We start from the raw sequence: 16,060 nt of genomic DNA, 5'->3' as shown, positions 1-16,060 counted from the left end.
TAATGAAACTAGGCTGTCTTGGTTGTATTTTTTTGTGAGTATACAGGGGGCAATGGATGTTGCTTAGAAATGGAAACAAGGTACGACGCTTGGCGTTGAGTTGCGCAATTGCATGTGGTCTTGCGTCGTCGTTACCCGTATGGGCAACCGTTCCTGCTTTTCCGGTGGCGTCATCCGGCATGTCAGTAGCGCAAAGTCGTTCGGAATTGCTCGCTGCATTGCCAAAAGGTGTGACACCGCATTATCTTTCAACGCTAGCTCCTCTGTACGCAGCGAACCGGATGCAATTGATGTGGCAGGATCGCGAAGCGGTCCAGCAATTTCAACAGCAGCTGGCTGAATTGGCGATTTCCGGCGTGCAACCGCAGTTTACCCAATGGGTGAGATTACTGACTAATCCGTCCATTACTGGTGTGGCACGCGATATCGTTCTGTCTGATGCGATGTTAGGTTATTTGCAATTCGTTTCGTCTATTGGCGCCAATGGTAACAGTTGGCTGTACAGCAACATTCCCTACAAGCTCGGTCTGCCGGCCAATACGGTGATTAACCAGTGGCAGTTGGCGGTGCGTCAGGGCAAGACTCTGGCGTATGTCACCTCGCTGGCGCCTCAGCACCCGCAATACGCCAAGATGCATCAGGCACTGCGCGATATGCTGGCTGACAGCCGCCCGTGGCCACAGATGGCAAATGGGCCGAGCCTGCGCCCCGATCAATTGAGTAATGACATTCCGGCCTTGCGTGAGATCCTGGCGCGTAACGGCATGTTGACCACCTCTGCTGCGCCAGTGGAAGCACAAGACCCGCCTGCGGTATTGACCGGTTCGCGTAATGAGCCCGACGATGGCGGCCTATCGGTAGATGAAGAGAAAAATCGCGAAAGTCAGGGCGCTGTCGTCAGCCCGGCAGCTGCTCCGGTAAAAGATCTCGCGCCGTCACCACAATCGCCGTTTACGCAGCAGCCGGAAAACCCGGTGGCTGTCACGGATAATCGCTATACCAACGATTTGGTAGAGGGCGTTAAGCGCTTCCAGAAATGGCAGGGACTGAGTGCGGATGGCGTGATCGGCGTACGTACCCGCGAATGGCTTAACGTGACACCGCAAATGCGTGCCTCGCTGTTGGCGCTGAATATTCAACGCTTACGCATTCTTCCCGGCCGTGTCGATACCGGCATTATGGTCAACATTCCCAACTACTCGTTGACCTACTATCTGAACGGCAATGAAGTGCTTTCCTCACGGGTGATCGTTGGGCGGCCCAGCCGCAAGACGCCGTTGATGAACAGTGCTCTGAACAATGTGGTGGTCAACCCGCCGTGGAACGTACCGACCACGCTGGTGCGCGAGGATATCGTGCCGAAGGCGATGCGTGACGGCAGTTACTTCCAAAAACACGGATATACCGTGCTGTCCGGCTGGAGTAACGATGCCGAGGTGATTAACCCGGCGATGATCGATTGGAACATGGTGTCGGCCCGTAACTTCCCGTATCGGATCCGTCAGGCTCCGGGGGCGACTAACTCGCTGGGGCGTTTTAAATTCAACATGCCGAGTTCGGACGCCATCTACCTGCACGATACGCCTAACCACAATCTGTTCCAGAAAGATATTCGCGCCCTGAGCTCGGGTTGTGTGCGTGTCAACAAGGCATCGGATTTGGCGAATATGCTGTTGCAGGATGCGGGCTGGAACAATACCCGCGTTTCTTCCACCCTGAAACAGGGAAATACCACTTACGTAAATATCCGCCAGCATATTCCGGTTAAATTGTATTATTTAACCGCCTGGGTTTCTGATGACGGTAAGCCACAATTCCGTACAGATATTTACAATTATGATGATACGGTGAGATCGGGCGCACAAATTTTGGCTCAAGCCGAAAAATTAATGCAATAAATGCAGTAATTATAAATAAATAACGGTCAGAATATCGGGCCATGGTGCAGGCACTCATTCGTTGAGTGCCTGCAAACCGCGTGATATCACGGGTTGACTCAGCCAGTGTGGGCGGTTATGGTTCGGGCAGTGCGCTGTTTTGTGCATATATTTTGATATTCTTGCCGGGTTTAACAGAAACATGGACAAAATTGATCATCATCGCCGTAAATGGCTGGCGTTAGGTAGCGCCGCTATGGGCATTGCGCTGCTCCCAGGGCAAGCCTTTGCCAGTCTTTCTACTTCGCGCCCGCGTATTCTGGTTGTAAATAACCTGCATACGGGTGAATCGTTGAAAGCCGAATTCTTTGACGGTAAGGGATATAATAAAGACGAATTAGTCCGTCTTAATCATCTCTTCCGTGATTATCGCGCCAATAAGATCAAGTCGATCGATCCTCGACTGTTTGATCATCTCTATCGTCTGCAAGGTCTGCTGGGCACCAACAAACCGGTACAGCTGGTTTCAGGTTATCGTTCGCTGGACACCAACAATGAACTGCGTGGACGCAGCCGCGGTGTGGCCAAGCACAGCTATCACACCAAGGGCCAGGCGATGGACTTCCATATTGAAGGCATCCAATTGAGTAATATCCGCAAAGCGGCGTTAAAAATGAGCGCCGGTGGTGTAGGATATTACCCACGTAGCAACTTTGTACACATCGACACCGGCCCGGTTCGGACCTGGTAATCGCTGTGCACTCTAAGTGAGTCGCGCCAGCCCGTCAGGGTGTGGCGCTGTTGTCGTTGGAGCCTTATGAAATACCAAATTATCCCCGTTACCGCCTTTAGTCAGAACTGCAGCCTGATCTGGTGTGAAAGCACCCAACAGGCGGCGTTGGTCGATCCCGGCGGCGAAGCGGAAAAGTTAAAGGCCGAAATTGCAAAACAGGGCGTGACCGTCACGCAAATCCTGCTGACGCATGGCCATCTTGATCACGTAGGTGCAGCGGCTGAGCTGGCTGAACACTACCAGGTGCCGATCTACGGCCCGGACAAGGAAGATGCTTTTTGGTTGGATGGCCTGCCAGCGCAGAGCCGGATGTTTGGACTGGAAGAATGTGTCCCTCTGACGCCGACGAAATGGCTGGAAGAAGGGGACAGCGTACAGGTGGGCGAGATGACGCTCAACGTGCTGCATTGCCCTGGCCACACGCCAGGCCATATCGTTTTTATTAACGAGCAGGCGCGGTTAGCGCTGGTGGGGGACGTGCTGTTTAACGGTGGCGTCGGCCGCAGCGACTTCCCACGTGGCGATCACCAGGCGTTGATCAACTCGATCCGCACCAAGCTGTTGCCGCAAGGCGATGACATGGCGTTTATCCCAGGCCATGGACCGATGTCGACCTTCGGTCAAGAACGTGAAACCAACCCGTTCCTGCGAGAAGAACCCGCCATCTGGTAAGGTTATTTCCCGGCAGAAATAACGAAGGGGCGCCTTGAGCGCCCCTCAGATAGCTGACAAAGTTCCTTGTAGTTAACATCAGGAACTGTGCACTAATAAAAACAAAGAATTAGATGTTCTGCATTACCCCAAACATCCGAAAACCCCATTTTTCGGGTGTTTGTCATCAAACTAAGGGGCGCCTTGAGCGCCCCTTTTGCTTATTTGAATCCGTAGCTTTTACAGTACGGCAACGATGGCTTCGCACAGTGGCGCCATGTTGTCCGGGGTCATGCCCGCAACGTTAACGCGGCCGGAGTTAACAGCGTAAACGCCAAACTCGTCACGCAGGCGCAGCACCTGTTCTTTGGTCAACCCGCTGAACGAGAACATGCCGTTCTGATTGATGATAAAGCCGAAGTCCTGCTCAGCGCCTTTCTCCTGCAGGGTGTTCACGAACAGCTGACGCATGCGGTGAATGCGTTGACGCATGTCGGTCAGTTCCTGCTCCCACAGCGCACGCAGCGCGTCATCGCCCAGGATAGTCGCAACAATCGCGGCACCGTGTGACGGTGGGTTGGAATAGTTGGCGCGAATAGCGGCTTTCACCTGGCTGAAGGCACGATCGGCAGTCTCTGCATCAGCGGCAACGACAGTACAGGCGCCGACGCGTTCGTTGTAAAGGCCGAAGTTCTTCGAGTACGAGCTGGCTACGATCAGTTCCTGATGCTTGGCGGCGAAAATACGCAGGCCCTGAGCATCCTCCTCCAGACCTTTCGCGAAGCCCTGGTAAGCGAAGTCGAACAGTGGTAACCAGCCGTTAGTCACAGACAGCTCTGCCAACTGGGCCCACTGCTCTGGCGTTGGGTCGATGCCGGTCGGGTTGTGGCAGCAGCCATGGAACAGAACCACATCACCGGCCTGAGCCTGTTTCAGGCTGTTCAGCAGGCCATCGAAGTCCAACGCATGGTTAGCGGCATCGTAGTAAGCATATTCCAGTACTTCCAGGCCAACGGCGCCGAACACGTTTTTATGGTTTGGCCAGCTTGGGTTGCTGATCCAGATGCGCTTGGCGCTGGTCTGGTTAGCGATGAAGTCAGCTGCCACACGCAGGGCGCCGGTGCCACCTGGCGTTTGCGCGGTACGCGCACGCTTGTCGGCGATAATGGGGCTTTGCTTGCCGAACAGCAGCTCTTGCGTGCAGCTGGCGAAAGCCGGGATGCCCTCAATGCCGAGATAGTTTTTGGTGGTCTCATTTTCCAGCAGATACTGCTCAGCTTTTTTAACGCTGGTCAGCACCGGTGTTTTGCCGGTTTCATCTTTGTACACGCCAATGCCCAGGTTGATTTTATTCGGGCGCGCGTCGGCACGGAAAATGTCGGTCAGACCCAGGATAGGATCGGCAGGTGCAGCAGTAATTTTTTCAAACATGTCAGGTGCTTCCATGGCTCGGAGTTAAGCAGACAGAAGCATCAGGGTAGCGCCAGTTATGCGCTTTGCCAACCGTTTGCGAGAAAAACACAGCGATCTTGTGAAGGGCGCAGATTCAGCATAAAAAATGAGGGAGAAGGGGGCATTGGCAGGATAAAAATTTACGGAGGGCGCAAAAACAAAAACAGGGCCGAAGCCCTGTTTTTTAACTTAGCTGACGGTGAACCGTCGTTAAGCGAGACAACTTAGAACTGGTAAACCAGACCAACAGCTACGATATCGTCAGTAGCGGTGCCAGTGGCTTTAGTGAACTCGTTGTCGTCCAGCAGGTTGATTTTGTAATCAACATAGGTGGACATGTTTTTGTTGAAGTAGTAAGTGGTACCAACAGAAACATATTTAACCAGGTCGGCATCGCCGCCGCTGAAGCTAGAACCGTGGTTGGTGTGGCCAGCCAGGTTTTTACCTTTAGACTGCAGGTAAGAAACTTCTGGGCGCAGACCGAAGTCGAACTGGTATTGAGCAGTCACTTCGAAGTTCTGAGTTTTGTTAGCGATACCTGCATCGAAATCACCGTATGGAGTCATGTTACGGGTTTCAGAGTACATGGCTGCCAGGTAGACGTTGTTAGCGTCGTATTTAGCGCCCACAGTCCATGCATCAGCTTTGTCGCCGCCAGCAGTGGAGTTGTTGGTTTGCTTGTCAGTACGGTCAGAAGATGCGTATGCAGCACCGAAGCTTACGCCTTCGCCGATGTCATAGGTAGAAGACAAGCCCCAACCGTCGCCATTTTGTTTCTTCAGAGCGCGACCGTCGTTTTCGTTCTTACCCTGGTACTGAACAGCGAAGTTCAGACCGTCAACCAGACCGAAGAAGTTGTTGTTACGGTAAGTAGCAACGCCGTTGGTACGGCCAGTCATGAAGTTGTCGGTGTAGGTGTAGGTATCGCCACCGAACTCTGGCAGCATATCTGTCCAGCCTTCCACGTCGTACAGTACGCCGTAGTTACGGCCGTAGTCGAATGAACCGTAGTCAGCAAATTTCAGACCTGCGAAGCCCAGACGAGTCTTGGTGCCTTCGGTGCCTTGTGCTTCGTCGTGGTTAGCCTGAACGTTGTATTCCCACTGGCCGTAACCGGTCAGTTGGTCAGTAATCTGGGTTTCACCTTTGAAGCCGAAACGAACATAGGTCTGATCGCCATCATTGCCTTTGTCGTCTGAGAAGTAGTGCAGACCGTCAACTTTACCGTACAGATCCAGTTTGTTGCCGTCTTTGTTGTAGATTTCAGCAGCGTTTGCTGCACCAGCTGCTAACAGAGCCGGGATTACCACTGCAAGAATGTTGCGCTTCATCATTATATTACCCTCATTGGTGTTATTCGGACACCTTTGCCACTGCCGCCAATAATTCTTTTGGAACTATTGTTGATAGATTGGTGTCGTCCTGTGTCTGCACGCAGTGTTCCATTCACGGGCGGGTTAATCTAGAACGAAAATGCTACCAATGTCGCAATGAGGTATCATAATGAAAGCATTTGTAACAAAAAGTAATATTCAGGAAACTTTGTGACGCGGGTCAATATTAAAAAATGCGAAAGGCCAGCTAAGCTGGCCTTGGTTTTGTAACTAAATTAATTAAAAAATGTATTATCTGATTAATTAAAAGGTTGCATTACGTGGTGTACGTGGGAATGGGATCACATCGCGCACGTTTTGCACACCGGTGACATAGGCGATTAAACGCTCAAAACCTAAACCGAAGCCGGCGTGAGGAACGGTGCCGTAGCGACGCAGGTCACGATACCACCAATAATCTTCTTTATTCAGGCCCATGGCTTCCAGGCGCTGATCCAGCACGTCCAGACGTTCTTCACGCTGAGCGCCGCCGATGATCTCGCCAATACCTGGGGCCAGTACATCCATCGCCGCAACGGTTTTGCCGTCGTCGTTCATACGCATATAGAAAGCTTTGATGTCTTTCGGGTAGTTTTTCACCACCACCGGCGCTTTGAAGTGTTTCTCGGCCAGATAGCGCTCATGCTCGGAAGACAAATCGATGCCCCAGGAAACCGGGTTTTCGAAAGTCTGGCCGGAGGCGATCAGGATTTCCACCGCTTCGGTGTAATCAACCTGCGCGAAATCAGAAGAAACAAAACGCTTGAGGCGCTCAATCGCATCTTTGTCTACGCGCTCGGCGAAGAACTGCATGTCATCCATACGCTCGTTCAATACGGCCTGGAACACATACTTCAGCATTTTCTCCGCCAACTCCGCGATATCTTCGAGGTCAGCAAATGCCACTTCCGGTTCGATCATCCAAAACTCGGCCAGGTGACGGCTGGTGTTGGAGTTCTCGGCGCGGAAAGTAGGGCCGAAAGTGTAAATTTTCGACAGCGCGCAGGCATAGGTTTCGCCGTTCAACTGGCCGGAAACGGTCAGGAACGCTTCTTTGCCGAAAAAGTCCTGGCTGAAATCGACAGCGCCTTTGTCGGTACGCGGCAGGTTTTCCAGGTCCAGCGTGGAAACGCGGAACATTTCGCCGGCGCCTTCGGTATCGGAAGCGGTGATCAGCGGGGTGGAAACCCAGAAGAAGCCATTTTCGTGATAGAAGCGGTGAATAGCCTGCGCCAGCGTGTGACGTACGCGAGCAACGGCACCGATCAGGTTGGTGCGCGGACGCAGGTGCGCCACTTCGCGCAGGTATTCGATGCTGTGACGTTTGGCCGCCATCGGGTAGGTGTCCGGATCGTCAACCCAGCCAACCACTTTAATCGCGGTCGCCTGCAGTTCGAAACTTTGCCCTTCGCCAGGGGAGGCGACCACAATACCTGTCACTTCAATTGAGCAGCCGGTGGTCAGATGCAGCACTTCATCCTGATAATTCGGCAGAGAATTATTAACGACGGCCTGTAACGGATCAAAGCAGGAACCGTCATAGACGGCCAGGAAGGAGATACCAGCTTTAGAATCTCTCCGGGTACGCACCCAACCGCGCACGGTGACTTCACTGTCAACCGCAGCACGGCCTTGCAGTACGTCGACTACAGGCACTACGCTCATAGATTTCTCTCTTAATAATTTGGTTTAGAAATAGCTTACAACCCAAGAATATGGGGATGTTGCTATGTTACTTGCCGCGGTGCAGAGCACAAGCAGAAATCGCCGGATTGGGGCAACATTTCTTGAGGCTGGGCGAAAAGGAGTCAGCGTGAAGTGTCTTATAAAGAAGAAAAAAGCCGACGTGAATTATTCAGCCGGCTTTTTCGCGTTGGCGGGGCAGCGTGGTTTAGCTTGCTTTCTTCACCAGCGGCAAATCGAAGGCCTTGCGTAACGCTTTCACGAAGGCCTGATCCTGACAGATGGTTTTGCCCGGGCTGTCGGAGAGTTTAGCCACCGGTTTGCCTTTGCATTCGACCAGCTTGATGACGATATTCAGCGGTTTTACCCCTGGAATATCGCAGGTCAGCCGCGTACCTATACCGAACACCAGATTGACGCGCTGGTGGAAACGGCGGTAGAGCGCCATCGCCTTGTCCAACTCCAGGTTGTCGGAGAACACCAGCGTTTTGCTCATTGGGTCGATACCCAGCTTCTGATAATGCGCGATGGCTTTCTCGCCCCATTCAAACGGATCGCCCGAGTCATGGCGCAGGCCCTGATAACGCTGGGCGAACTGTGGGCCGAAATCACGCAGGAAGGCGTCCATGGTGATGCAGTCGGTCAGCGCAATGCCGAGCTGGTCCGGGTATTCATCCAACCAGGCTTGCAACGCCGCCCGTTGGCTGTTGGCCAGCACCGGGCTGATCTGCTGGTGCGCCTGGAACCATTCATGAGCCTGGGTACCGACTGGCGCGAGATCAAGCTGATGCGCCAGATCGTAGTTGCTGGTGCCGACCAAATAAGGAAATTCTGCTTTCAGGGTGCTGACGATCGCCTGCTGCACCGCCTGAGAGAAGCGACGGCGGGTGCCGAAGTCCATCAGTTTGAAGCGGGAAATATCCACGTCGGCGCTCATGGCTTTAAACTGCGCCAGTTTGCTGCGCAGGTGAGCGACCGCCATGTCCGGCGTGACATTTGGCGAGCGGTGGCGGTGTACCACTTCGCTGATCACGGCCAGCAGCGGAACTTCCCACATGATCACTTCACGCCAGGGACCGGCAATGCGGATGTGCAGCTTGCCCGCATGATTTTCGATCTGAACCTGTTGCGGATCGTAGCGGAATTCGCGCAGCCAGTTCAGGTAATCCTCACGGAAGAAAGGTAGCCCTGAGAGATAGTTGAACTCAGCGTCTGTGAGCGCCAATTGACTCATCAGTGCAATTTGCGCACGGATCTCGTCGGCATATTCGCCAAGCAGCTCGTCACCACGGCAGCGGAATTCCGCCGCCACGCTGATAGCGGGATAGCGATGGAACACTGCTTGCTGCATATGAAGCTTGTAAGCATCAGTATCAAGCAGTGATGTCAAAATCGGGGAGGCGTATTGAGTCATAGCGCGTTACTGCATCCTCGTCAGGCGCGTGTCCAAATCCGGATAATCATAAAAAAGTGGGGGGAGTATACCCGGATTATCCTGTTATTGAAGCTGCATCACACCACAATTCATCGGAGCGGGTCGAGGATTAAACGTGCCTTTATGTCGGCTTGCCATCAGGATACCGGCAGAAAAGCCAGATAAGCCTGTAAGGTGAATGACTTAGCCTAATTAGTCATAAAAATTATAATGTTAATTATTTTAAACAACAATTCAGATAAAACCCTCCGTGGTGTGAATGCCGATCCGGTCCTTGCCGTTATTCTTGCAAAAATAGAGCGCTTCATCGGCCTGTTTGATTGCCGCAGGTAACAACCGGATATCGCGCACCTGAGCAATACCGCAACTGGTTGTGAAGCGGACGTTTTGCCCATCGGCCAGTGTCAGGGTGAGTTGGTGAGTTCGCTCGCGCAGCTTCGACATCACTTCCCGGGCATTTTCCAGCGTACAGTTACCGAGGATCACGGCAAATTCTTCCCCGCCATAGCGGCAGAAAATGTCGCTGGAGCGGAAAGTGTTTTGCAGCAGCTTGCCGAAGGCCACCAACACCAGGTCGCCAACATGGTGACCGTAGTTGTCATTGATATTCTTGAAATTATCAATGTCGATCAGGCAAAAGGCCAGCGGATAACGGCCGGTGGCCAGCGATTCGCACTCGAGGAAGAATTTGCGGCGGTTATAGATGTTGGTTAAAGGATCCAGATACGAGGAGGCCTCCAGCTCCTTGATCAGCAGATGTTTCTCGTTTTCCAGCGTCACCTTTTCCAACTGATACTGTTTGAGCTGCTTAATCGCATCGCTGATGGCCATTAATTCCTGGCCATAAAACACCTCGTTGCGATCGATATTCATATTGCCACGCGACAAGCGCAAAATATTATTATGCGTTTTGGTCAGCCAGCGGCTGATATTCGAACAGTAAACCAGAGTTGGCAGGAAAATAAACAGGGCGATCAGACCGGCAAGGGAAATCAGGCCGTAAATGGCGGTTTGGCTGTCATAAATCTTATGCTGCGAGGCCGCTATCTCCATTTCAAAACTGCGCTGATACAACCGTTGTGAGAGAGCGCTTAGATTTTTAACATACTGATAAATTGGGTCGGGAGGGTAGGCGGTATGAGTACTGATGGCGGTATACAGCCCTTCGGAAATGAACCGGATCTTATTGGGGGAAAGTTGCCCCAGGATCTCATTTACCAGGAAGGTGGTTTGCACATCGTTATAGGTCAGCTTCATAAAAATCAGCCGGCTGCTTAACGCACTTAATACCCCGGTGAGTTGAACGGCTTTCAGATAAGCGTCTTTGCGCGCCAGTTGATTGGTATTGACGTCAATAACCTGATCGATCAGTTCGGTCGCGGACATGTTCAGTCGGTTATTCAAGCGCATGGCTTCCAGAAATAAAAATGAGTCGGCATCGACCATGCGGTTGTCGTAACTGTAACGGTAATAGCTTTTGCTGGCCTGAGAAATATAGTAGGCGCTGTTGATATTAAACAGATTGGCATTGGCATCGGTCATGTGCGAAAGCTGCAGGTTGTCATTATTCAGCAATTGCTCCATCAGACTGAGCATGGAAAGCGCGGCGACTTTTTGCCGAACGCCGAGTTGCTGCGATATTTCACTGTCGATGTGTGGCCGAAAGCGGGCGATGTTCTCTCGTGCGACGCGGTCGGCATCCTGCCACTGCTGCGCAGTAATCTGTGGATCGATCAGGCTCAACCGTTTTAATCGGTGCGCCAACAGCGTGGCCTGAAAAGCCGCTGAAATCTCTTTGGCACGGGTAATTTTGTACAGGTTAAGCTGATTGTCGCGATAGTCGGTTTCGGCCTCCGCCAGCTCGTCGGAAATAAACAGGGCGAATGAGGACATCAGGGCAAAGGTAAAAAAATAGATCAGATATTTTACTTTCATATGCACTGTGCGTCCTTGAGCCCGATCCGTTAATTATACATTGTGACTCCCAGGCTGTCTTGACTATACCCGGCGGGGCTTTTTTGCCTGAAAAACGCGACAATACAAGGAAGGGCTCCCCGTGTGCTCTGGCAAGAGCGTATTTTTGCCGCCCGATGTTCTCGCCTGGAAAAATGGATAAGGCGGAGGGGTTTTTAGCATTTAATGCTGGTTATCATGCCGCATCAGGTGAAGGAGCCTGACGCCGTGGGCAATTCTTCGACAAGATTACGATCCACCTCCGATTTCTCCGCTCCGGCAGCCCGGCATCTCTGGGTTTTTTTTGTAGCTGTGATACAGTTTATTTACAATCAGGCTCATCAAAATTTCGGCGTTTTTGGGATGGCGAAATACACCAATGATGAAAGCCTGGCACCTGTAACTCACTGAGACGTCAAAGGGTTTTTATGACACAACAGCCACAGGCGAAGTATCGCCACGATTATCGCGCGCCAGATTACACCATCACTGACATTGACCTGGATTTTGAGCTGGATGCAGAGACCACTCGCGTCACCGCCGTCAGCAAGATTAAACGCCAGGGCGCTGCCGATGCGGCACTGGTGCTGAACGGTGAAGATCTGACGCTGGTGAGTATTGAGATCGACGGTCAGCCGTGGACTGCCTATCAGTTGCAGGATAACAAACTGGTTATCGAGCAATTGCCAGCACAATTTACCATGACCATCGTCAATGATATCCACCCGGCGAAAAACACCGCGCTGGAAGGGCTGTATCTGTCCGGTGAAGCGCTGTGTACCCAATGTGAGGCAGAAGGCTTCCGCCACATTACTTATTATCTCGACCGCCCGGACGTGCTGGCGCGGTTTACCACTCGCATCGTGGCCGACAAGGCGCGTTACCCGTTCCTGCTGTCAAACGGCAACCGCGTAGGTCAGGGCGAACTGGAAGATGGGCGTCACTGGGTGCAGTGGCAAGATCCCTTCCCAAAACCTTGTTACCTGTTTGCGCTGGTGGCCGGCGACTTCGATGTGCTGCGCGACAGTTTCACTACCCGTTCCGGCCGCGAAGTGGCGCTGGAGTTGTTCGTTGACCGCGGTAACCTGGATCGCGCCGATTGGGCGATGACCTCGCTGAAGAACTCGATGAAATGGGACGAAACCCGTTTTGGACTGGAATACGATCTCGACATTTATATGATCGTTGCGGTCGACTTCTTCAACATGGGGGCGATGGAGAACAAAGGGTTAAATATTTTTAACTCCAAATACGTGCTGGCGAAAGCCGAAACCGCCACCGACAAGGATTACCTGAATATCGAAGCGGTGATCGGCCACGAATATTTCCACAACTGGACCGGCAACCGCGTGACCTGCCGCGACTGGTTCCAGCTCAGCCTGAAAGAAGGGCTGACGGTATTCCGCGATCAGGAGTTCAGTTCAGATTTGGGTTCACGCCCGGTCAACCGTATCGATAACGTGCGCGTCATGCGCGGTGCGCAGTTTGCCGAAGACGCCAGCCCGATGGCGCACGCCATTCGTCCGGACAAAGTGATCGAAATGAACAACTTCTACACCCTGACGGTGTACGAAAAAGGGTCTGAAGTGATCCGCATGATGCATACGCTGCTGGGAGAAGAGCAGTTCCAGAAGGGGATCCAGCTGTATTTCGAGCGTCACGACGGCAGTGCGGCCACCTGCGATGATTTCGTTCAGGCGATGGAGGATGCGTCCAACGTCGATCTGTCGTTGTTCCGCCGCTGGTACAGCCAATCCGGTACGCCGTTGTTGACGGTTCGCGACGAATACGACGCCGAGCATCAGCAGTATCGTCTGCACGTCAGCCAAAAAACCGCACCGACCGCCGATCAGCCGGAAAAACTGCCACTGCATATTCCGCTGGATATCGAACTGTACGACGCGCAAGGCAATGTGATTGCCCTGCAGAGAAACGGGTCAGCCGTCAATAACGTGCTGAACGTCACCGAAGCGGAACAGACCTTTGTGTTCGACGGTGTGGCGCACAAACCGGTCCCGTCCCTGCTGCGGGAGTTCTCCGCACCGGTGAAACTGGACTATCCGTACAGCGATCAGCAATTGACCTTCCTGATGCAGCATGCGCGCAATGAATTTGCCCGCTGGGATGCAGCGCAGAGTTTGCTGGCGACCTATATCAAACTGAACGTTGCCAAACATCAGCAGCAACAGCCGTTGTCGTTGCCGCTGCACGTTGCCGATGCGTTCCGCGCCGTACTGTTGGATGAGACGCTGGATCCCGCGTTGGCTGCGCAGATCCTTACGTTGCCTTCAGAAAGTGAAATTGCCGAGCTGTTCGCGACCATTGATCCTGAAGCGATCGCCGCGGTGCGTGAAGCGATCGTTCGCTGTCTGGCGAAAGAAATGGCCGATGAGTGGCTGGCGGTTTATAACGCCAACAACACTGACGGTTACCGGGTAGAGCATGCCGACATCGCGAAACGCGCGCTGCGCAACGTCTGCCTGGGCTATCTGGCCTTTGGCGACGCAGCGCTGGCCGATCGGCTGGTGACGGAGCAGTATCGCCAGGCGGATAACATGACCGATTCGCTGGCGGCGCTGGCGGCGGCAGTGGCGGCACAATTACCTTGCCGCGACGCGCTGTTGACGGCCTTTGACGAGCGCTGGCACCAGGATGGCCTGGTGATGGACAAGTGGTTTGTGCTGCAAGCGACCAGTCCGGCGGCGGACGTACTGACCCAGGTTCGTGGGTTGCTGAAACACCGTTCATTCAGCTTGAGCAATCCGAACCGCACGCGCTCATTGATCGGCGGTTTTGCGTCTGCCAACCCGGCAGCGTTCCATGCGGCGGACGGCAGCGGTTATCAGTTCCTGGCGGAGATCCTCAGCGATTTGAACCAGCGTAACCCACAGATTGCCGCTCGTCTGATCGAGCCACTGATTCGTCTGAAACGTTACGATGCTTCGCGTCAGGCGTTGATGCGCAAAGCGCTGGAACAGTTGAAAGGGCTGGATAATCTGTCCGGCGACCTGTTCGAGAAGATCACCAAAGCGCTCGACGCGTAGACCTAAGAAGGGACAGCATTCTGTAATGCTTGTCAGTTAAGGTGAATTGTTCCCTCTCCGTTGGGAGAGGGTTAGGGTGAGGGGATACAGGCAGCAGAAATGTTAAAGCCCCTCACCCCGGCCCTCTCCCTCTCCCTCTGGAGAGGGGGACGCCCACTTAAACAACGGCGCCCATTCTTATTCAGAACTTTGTTCAACTGGACGGCATGCCGTCCCTTGTTTAATTAGCTACACGGCGTGTGGCCTGGTTTAACGGCGGGGGCGGGGACAGCACCCGATCCAACACTTCGGCCTCCAGCTCTGCCAGTTTGACCGATCCTTTGCGGCGTGGCCGCGGCAGATCAACGGTCAGGTCCAATCCGATACGGCCTTCCTCAATCAAGATCACCCGATCTGCCAGCGCAATGGCCTCACTGACGTCGTGTGTCACCAACAACACGGTGAAACCGTGCTGCTGCCACAGACCTTCAATCAACCCCTGCATTTCGATCCGTGTCAAGGCGTCAAGCGCACCCAGAGGTTCGTCCAGCAGCAACAGACGTGGGCGGTGGATCAGTGCACGCGCCAATGCCACTCGCTGTTTTTGCCCTCCGGACAATGCCGCCGGCCATTCGTTGGCGCGATCGGCCAACCCGACGGCCTCCAGCGCTTGCAAGGCATCCGCACGCCAGTTACCACGCAAGCCGAGACCCACATTATCAATCACCTTTTTCCATGGCAGCAGCCGAGCGTCCTGAAACATCAAACGGGTATCGTCTCTGGCGCTGGCGAGGGGCGCATTTCCGCTAAGCAACGCGCCGCTGCTGGCATTTTCCAGCCCGGCCATCAGGCGCAGCAGGGTGCTTTTTCCGCAGCCGCTGCGGCCGACCACGGCGACAAACTGACCCGCGCTGATACGCAGTTGGATATTGTCCAGCACGGTGCGGTTACCGTATCGCTTGGCAATGGACTCCAGCGTAACTGGGGTACCTTGGGGAATTCGGGCGGGAGTCGTCATAGCGCTTCTCCTTGTTTCAGTTGATAGGCCGGATGCCAGCGCAACCAGACACGTTCCAGCAACTGTGCGCTGACGTCCGCCAGCTTGCCGAGCAGGGCATAAAGCACAATCGCCACCACCACCACATCGGTCTGCAAAAATTCACGGGCGTTCATCGCCAAATAGCCGATCCCCGAGTTGGCGGAGATAGTTTCGGCCACGATCAGCGTCAGCCACATAAAGCCCAGCGCGAAACGCACGCCGACCATGATCGATGGCAGAGCGCCCGGCAAAACCACTTGGGCAAAGAGCTGGAAACCACTCAGGCCGTAACTGCGCGCCATTTCAAGCAAACCGTGGTCGATATTTTTGATGCCGTGATAGGTATTCAAATAAATGGGGAACAGAGTGCCTAACGCCACCAGAAAGATCTTGGCGGATTCATCGATGCCAAACCACAGGATCACCAACGGGATCAGCGCCAGATGCGGCACGTTACGGATCATTTGCACCGAACTGTCCAACAAGCGTTCGCCCCAACGCGACAGGCCGGTAATAAAGCCCAGCGCCAGCCCAATGCTGCCGCCGATGCTAAAACCGATCAGCGCGCGCCAACTGCTGATGGTCAGGTGTTGCCACAACTCGCCGCTTTTGGTCAGTGTCCAGAAGGCCGTCACGACCGCGCTCGGTGCCGGCAGAATACGGTTCGACAACCAGCCGGCCTCGACGGAAATTTGCCAGATAACCACCAGCGCTACCGGCAATGCCCAGGGCGCCAACCGGTGCAAGATACGTTGTGTGCCGTTTGCCATAGAGCGACTCC

The 16,060-nt window shown here is 53.8% G+C and carries 11 protein-coding genes; 4 read left to right on the top strand and 7 right to left on the bottom strand.

Annotation, left to right across the window (positions count from 1 at the left end; genetic code table 11):
- Window positions 1-56 precede the first annotated feature (56 nt).
- The 3 genes from ldtD (at window position 57) to ACGS9J_RS13435 (ending at window position 3,342) form a co-directional block, all read left to right on the top strand.
- Window positions 57-1,898, top strand: coding sequence for a L,D-transpeptidase (gene ldtD / locus ACGS9J_RS13445; RefSeq protein WP_442231388.1), 1,842 nt, complete (start codon window positions 57-59; stop codon window positions 1,896-1,898).
- Between the two features lie 181 nt (window positions 1,899-2,079).
- Complete coding sequence (locus ACGS9J_RS13440) at window positions 2,080-2,628, top strand: DUF882 domain-containing protein (RefSeq protein ID WP_442231387.1); 549 nt, start codon at window positions 2,080-2,082, stop codon at window positions 2,626-2,628.
- Between the two features lie 66 nt (window positions 2,629-2,694).
- Entirely contained in the window at window positions 2,695-3,342 is a 648-nt protein-coding gene (locus ACGS9J_RS13435) for an MBL fold metallo-hydrolase (RefSeq protein ID WP_442231386.1), read from the top strand.
- A 219-nt stretch (window positions 3,343-3,561) separates the two neighbouring features.
- On the opposite strand, the gene ACGS9J_RS13430 is transcribed toward ACGS9J_RS13435, so the two are convergent.
- The 5 genes from ACGS9J_RS13430 to ACGS9J_RS13410 form a co-directional block, all read right to left on the bottom strand.
- Window positions 3,562-4,752 (bottom strand): amino acid aminotransferase, encoded by a 1,191-nt coding sequence (locus ACGS9J_RS13430; RefSeq protein WP_442231385.1) that lies wholly within the window; start codon window positions 4,750-4,752, stop codon window positions 3,562-3,564.
- 245 nt (window positions 4,753-4,997) lie between these two features.
- The gene (gene ompC, locus ACGS9J_RS13425) at window positions 4,998-6,104 is read right to left on the bottom strand and encodes a porin OmpC (RefSeq protein WP_442231488.1); all 1,107 of its coding nucleotides are present in this window, start codon (window positions 6,102-6,104) and stop codon (window positions 4,998-5,000) included.
- Between the two features lie 306 nt (window positions 6,105-6,410).
- Complete coding sequence (gene asnS, locus ACGS9J_RS13420; RefSeq protein ID WP_442231384.1) at window positions 6,411-7,811, bottom strand: asparagine--tRNA ligase; 1,401 nt, start codon at window positions 7,809-7,811, stop codon at window positions 6,411-6,413.
- 226 nt (window positions 7,812-8,037) lie between these two features.
- Window positions 8,038-9,243 (bottom strand): nicotinate phosphoribosyltransferase, encoded by a 1,206-nt coding sequence (gene pncB / locus ACGS9J_RS13415; RefSeq protein ID WP_442231383.1) that lies wholly within the window; start codon window positions 9,241-9,243, stop codon window positions 8,038-8,040.
- Between the two features lie 255 nt (window positions 9,244-9,498).
- Entirely contained in the window at window positions 9,499-11,199 is a 1,701-nt protein-coding gene (locus ACGS9J_RS13410; RefSeq protein WP_442231382.1) for a GGDEF domain-containing protein, read from the bottom strand.
- Window positions 11,200-11,645: 446 nt separating this feature from the next.
- Here ACGS9J_RS13410 and pepN point away from each other — a divergent pair, with 446 nt between their 5' ends.
- Entirely contained in the window at window positions 11,646-14,261 is a 2,616-nt protein-coding gene (gene pepN, locus ACGS9J_RS13405; protein WP_442231381.1) for an aminopeptidase N, read from the top strand.
- Window positions 14,262-14,481: 220 nt separating this feature from the next.
- On the opposite strand, the gene ssuB is transcribed toward pepN, so the two are convergent.
- Both ssuB and ssuC read right to left on the bottom strand, forming a co-directional pair.
- Window positions 14,482-15,258, bottom strand: a complete 777-nt coding sequence (gene ssuB / locus ACGS9J_RS13400; RefSeq protein ID WP_442231380.1) for an aliphatic sulfonates ABC transporter ATP-binding protein — start codon at window positions 15,256-15,258, stop codon at window positions 14,482-14,484.
- Window positions 15,255-16,049, bottom strand: coding sequence for an aliphatic sulfonate ABC transporter permease SsuC (gene ssuC / locus ACGS9J_RS13395; protein ID WP_442231379.1), 795 nt, complete (start codon window positions 16,047-16,049; stop codon window positions 15,255-15,257). Before ssuC ends, ssuB begins: the two co-directional genes overlap by 4 nt.
- Between the last annotated feature and the right edge of the window lie 11 nt (window positions 16,050-16,060).

Origin of the sequence: Serratia quinivorans, assembly GCF_052113645.1 — a bacterium.
Classification (GTDB): Bacteria; Pseudomonadota; Gammaproteobacteria; order Enterobacterales; family Enterobacteriaceae; genus Serratia; species Serratia quinivorans_B.
This window is presented reverse-complemented; position numbering and strand designations above follow the sequence as displayed.

Coding starts and splice junctions, on each gene's coding strand:
- asnS (WP_442231384.1), bottom strand. CDS start 7,811: ATGAGCGTAGTGCCTGTAGTCGACGTACTGCAAGGCCGTGCTGCGGTT.
- ACGS9J_RS13410 (WP_442231382.1), bottom strand. CDS start 11,199: ATGAAAGTAAAATATCTGATCTATTTTTTTACCTTTGCCCTGATGTCC.
- ssuC (WP_442231379.1), bottom strand. CDS start 16,049: ATGGCAAACGGCACACAACGTATCTTGCACCGGTTGGCGCCCTGGGCA.
- pepN (WP_442231381.1), top strand. CDS start 11,646: ATGACACAACAGCCACAGGCGAAGTATCGCCACGATTATCGCGCGCCA.
- ACGS9J_RS13435 (WP_442231386.1), top strand. CDS start 2,695: ATGAAATACCAAATTATCCCCGTTACCGCCTTTAGTCAGAACTGCAGC.
- ompC (WP_442231488.1), bottom strand. CDS start 6,104: ATGAAGCGCAACATTCTTGCAGTGGTAATCCCGGCTCTGTTAGCAGCT.
- pncB (WP_442231383.1), bottom strand. CDS start 9,243: ATGACTCAATACGCCTCCCCGATTTTGACATCACTGCTTGATACTGAT.
- ACGS9J_RS13430 (WP_442231385.1), bottom strand. CDS start 4,752: ATGTTTGAAAAAATTACTGCTGCACCTGCCGATCCTATCCTGGGTCTG.
- ssuB (WP_442231380.1), bottom strand. CDS start 15,258: ATGACGACTCCCGCCCGAATTCCCCAAGGTACCCCAGTTACGCTGGAG.
- ldtD (WP_442231388.1), top strand. CDS start 57: ATGTTGCTTAGAAATGGAAACAAGGTACGACGCTTGGCGTTGAGTTGC.
- ACGS9J_RS13440 (WP_442231387.1), top strand. CDS start 2,080: ATGGACAAAATTGATCATCATCGCCGTAAATGGCTGGCGTTAGGTAGC.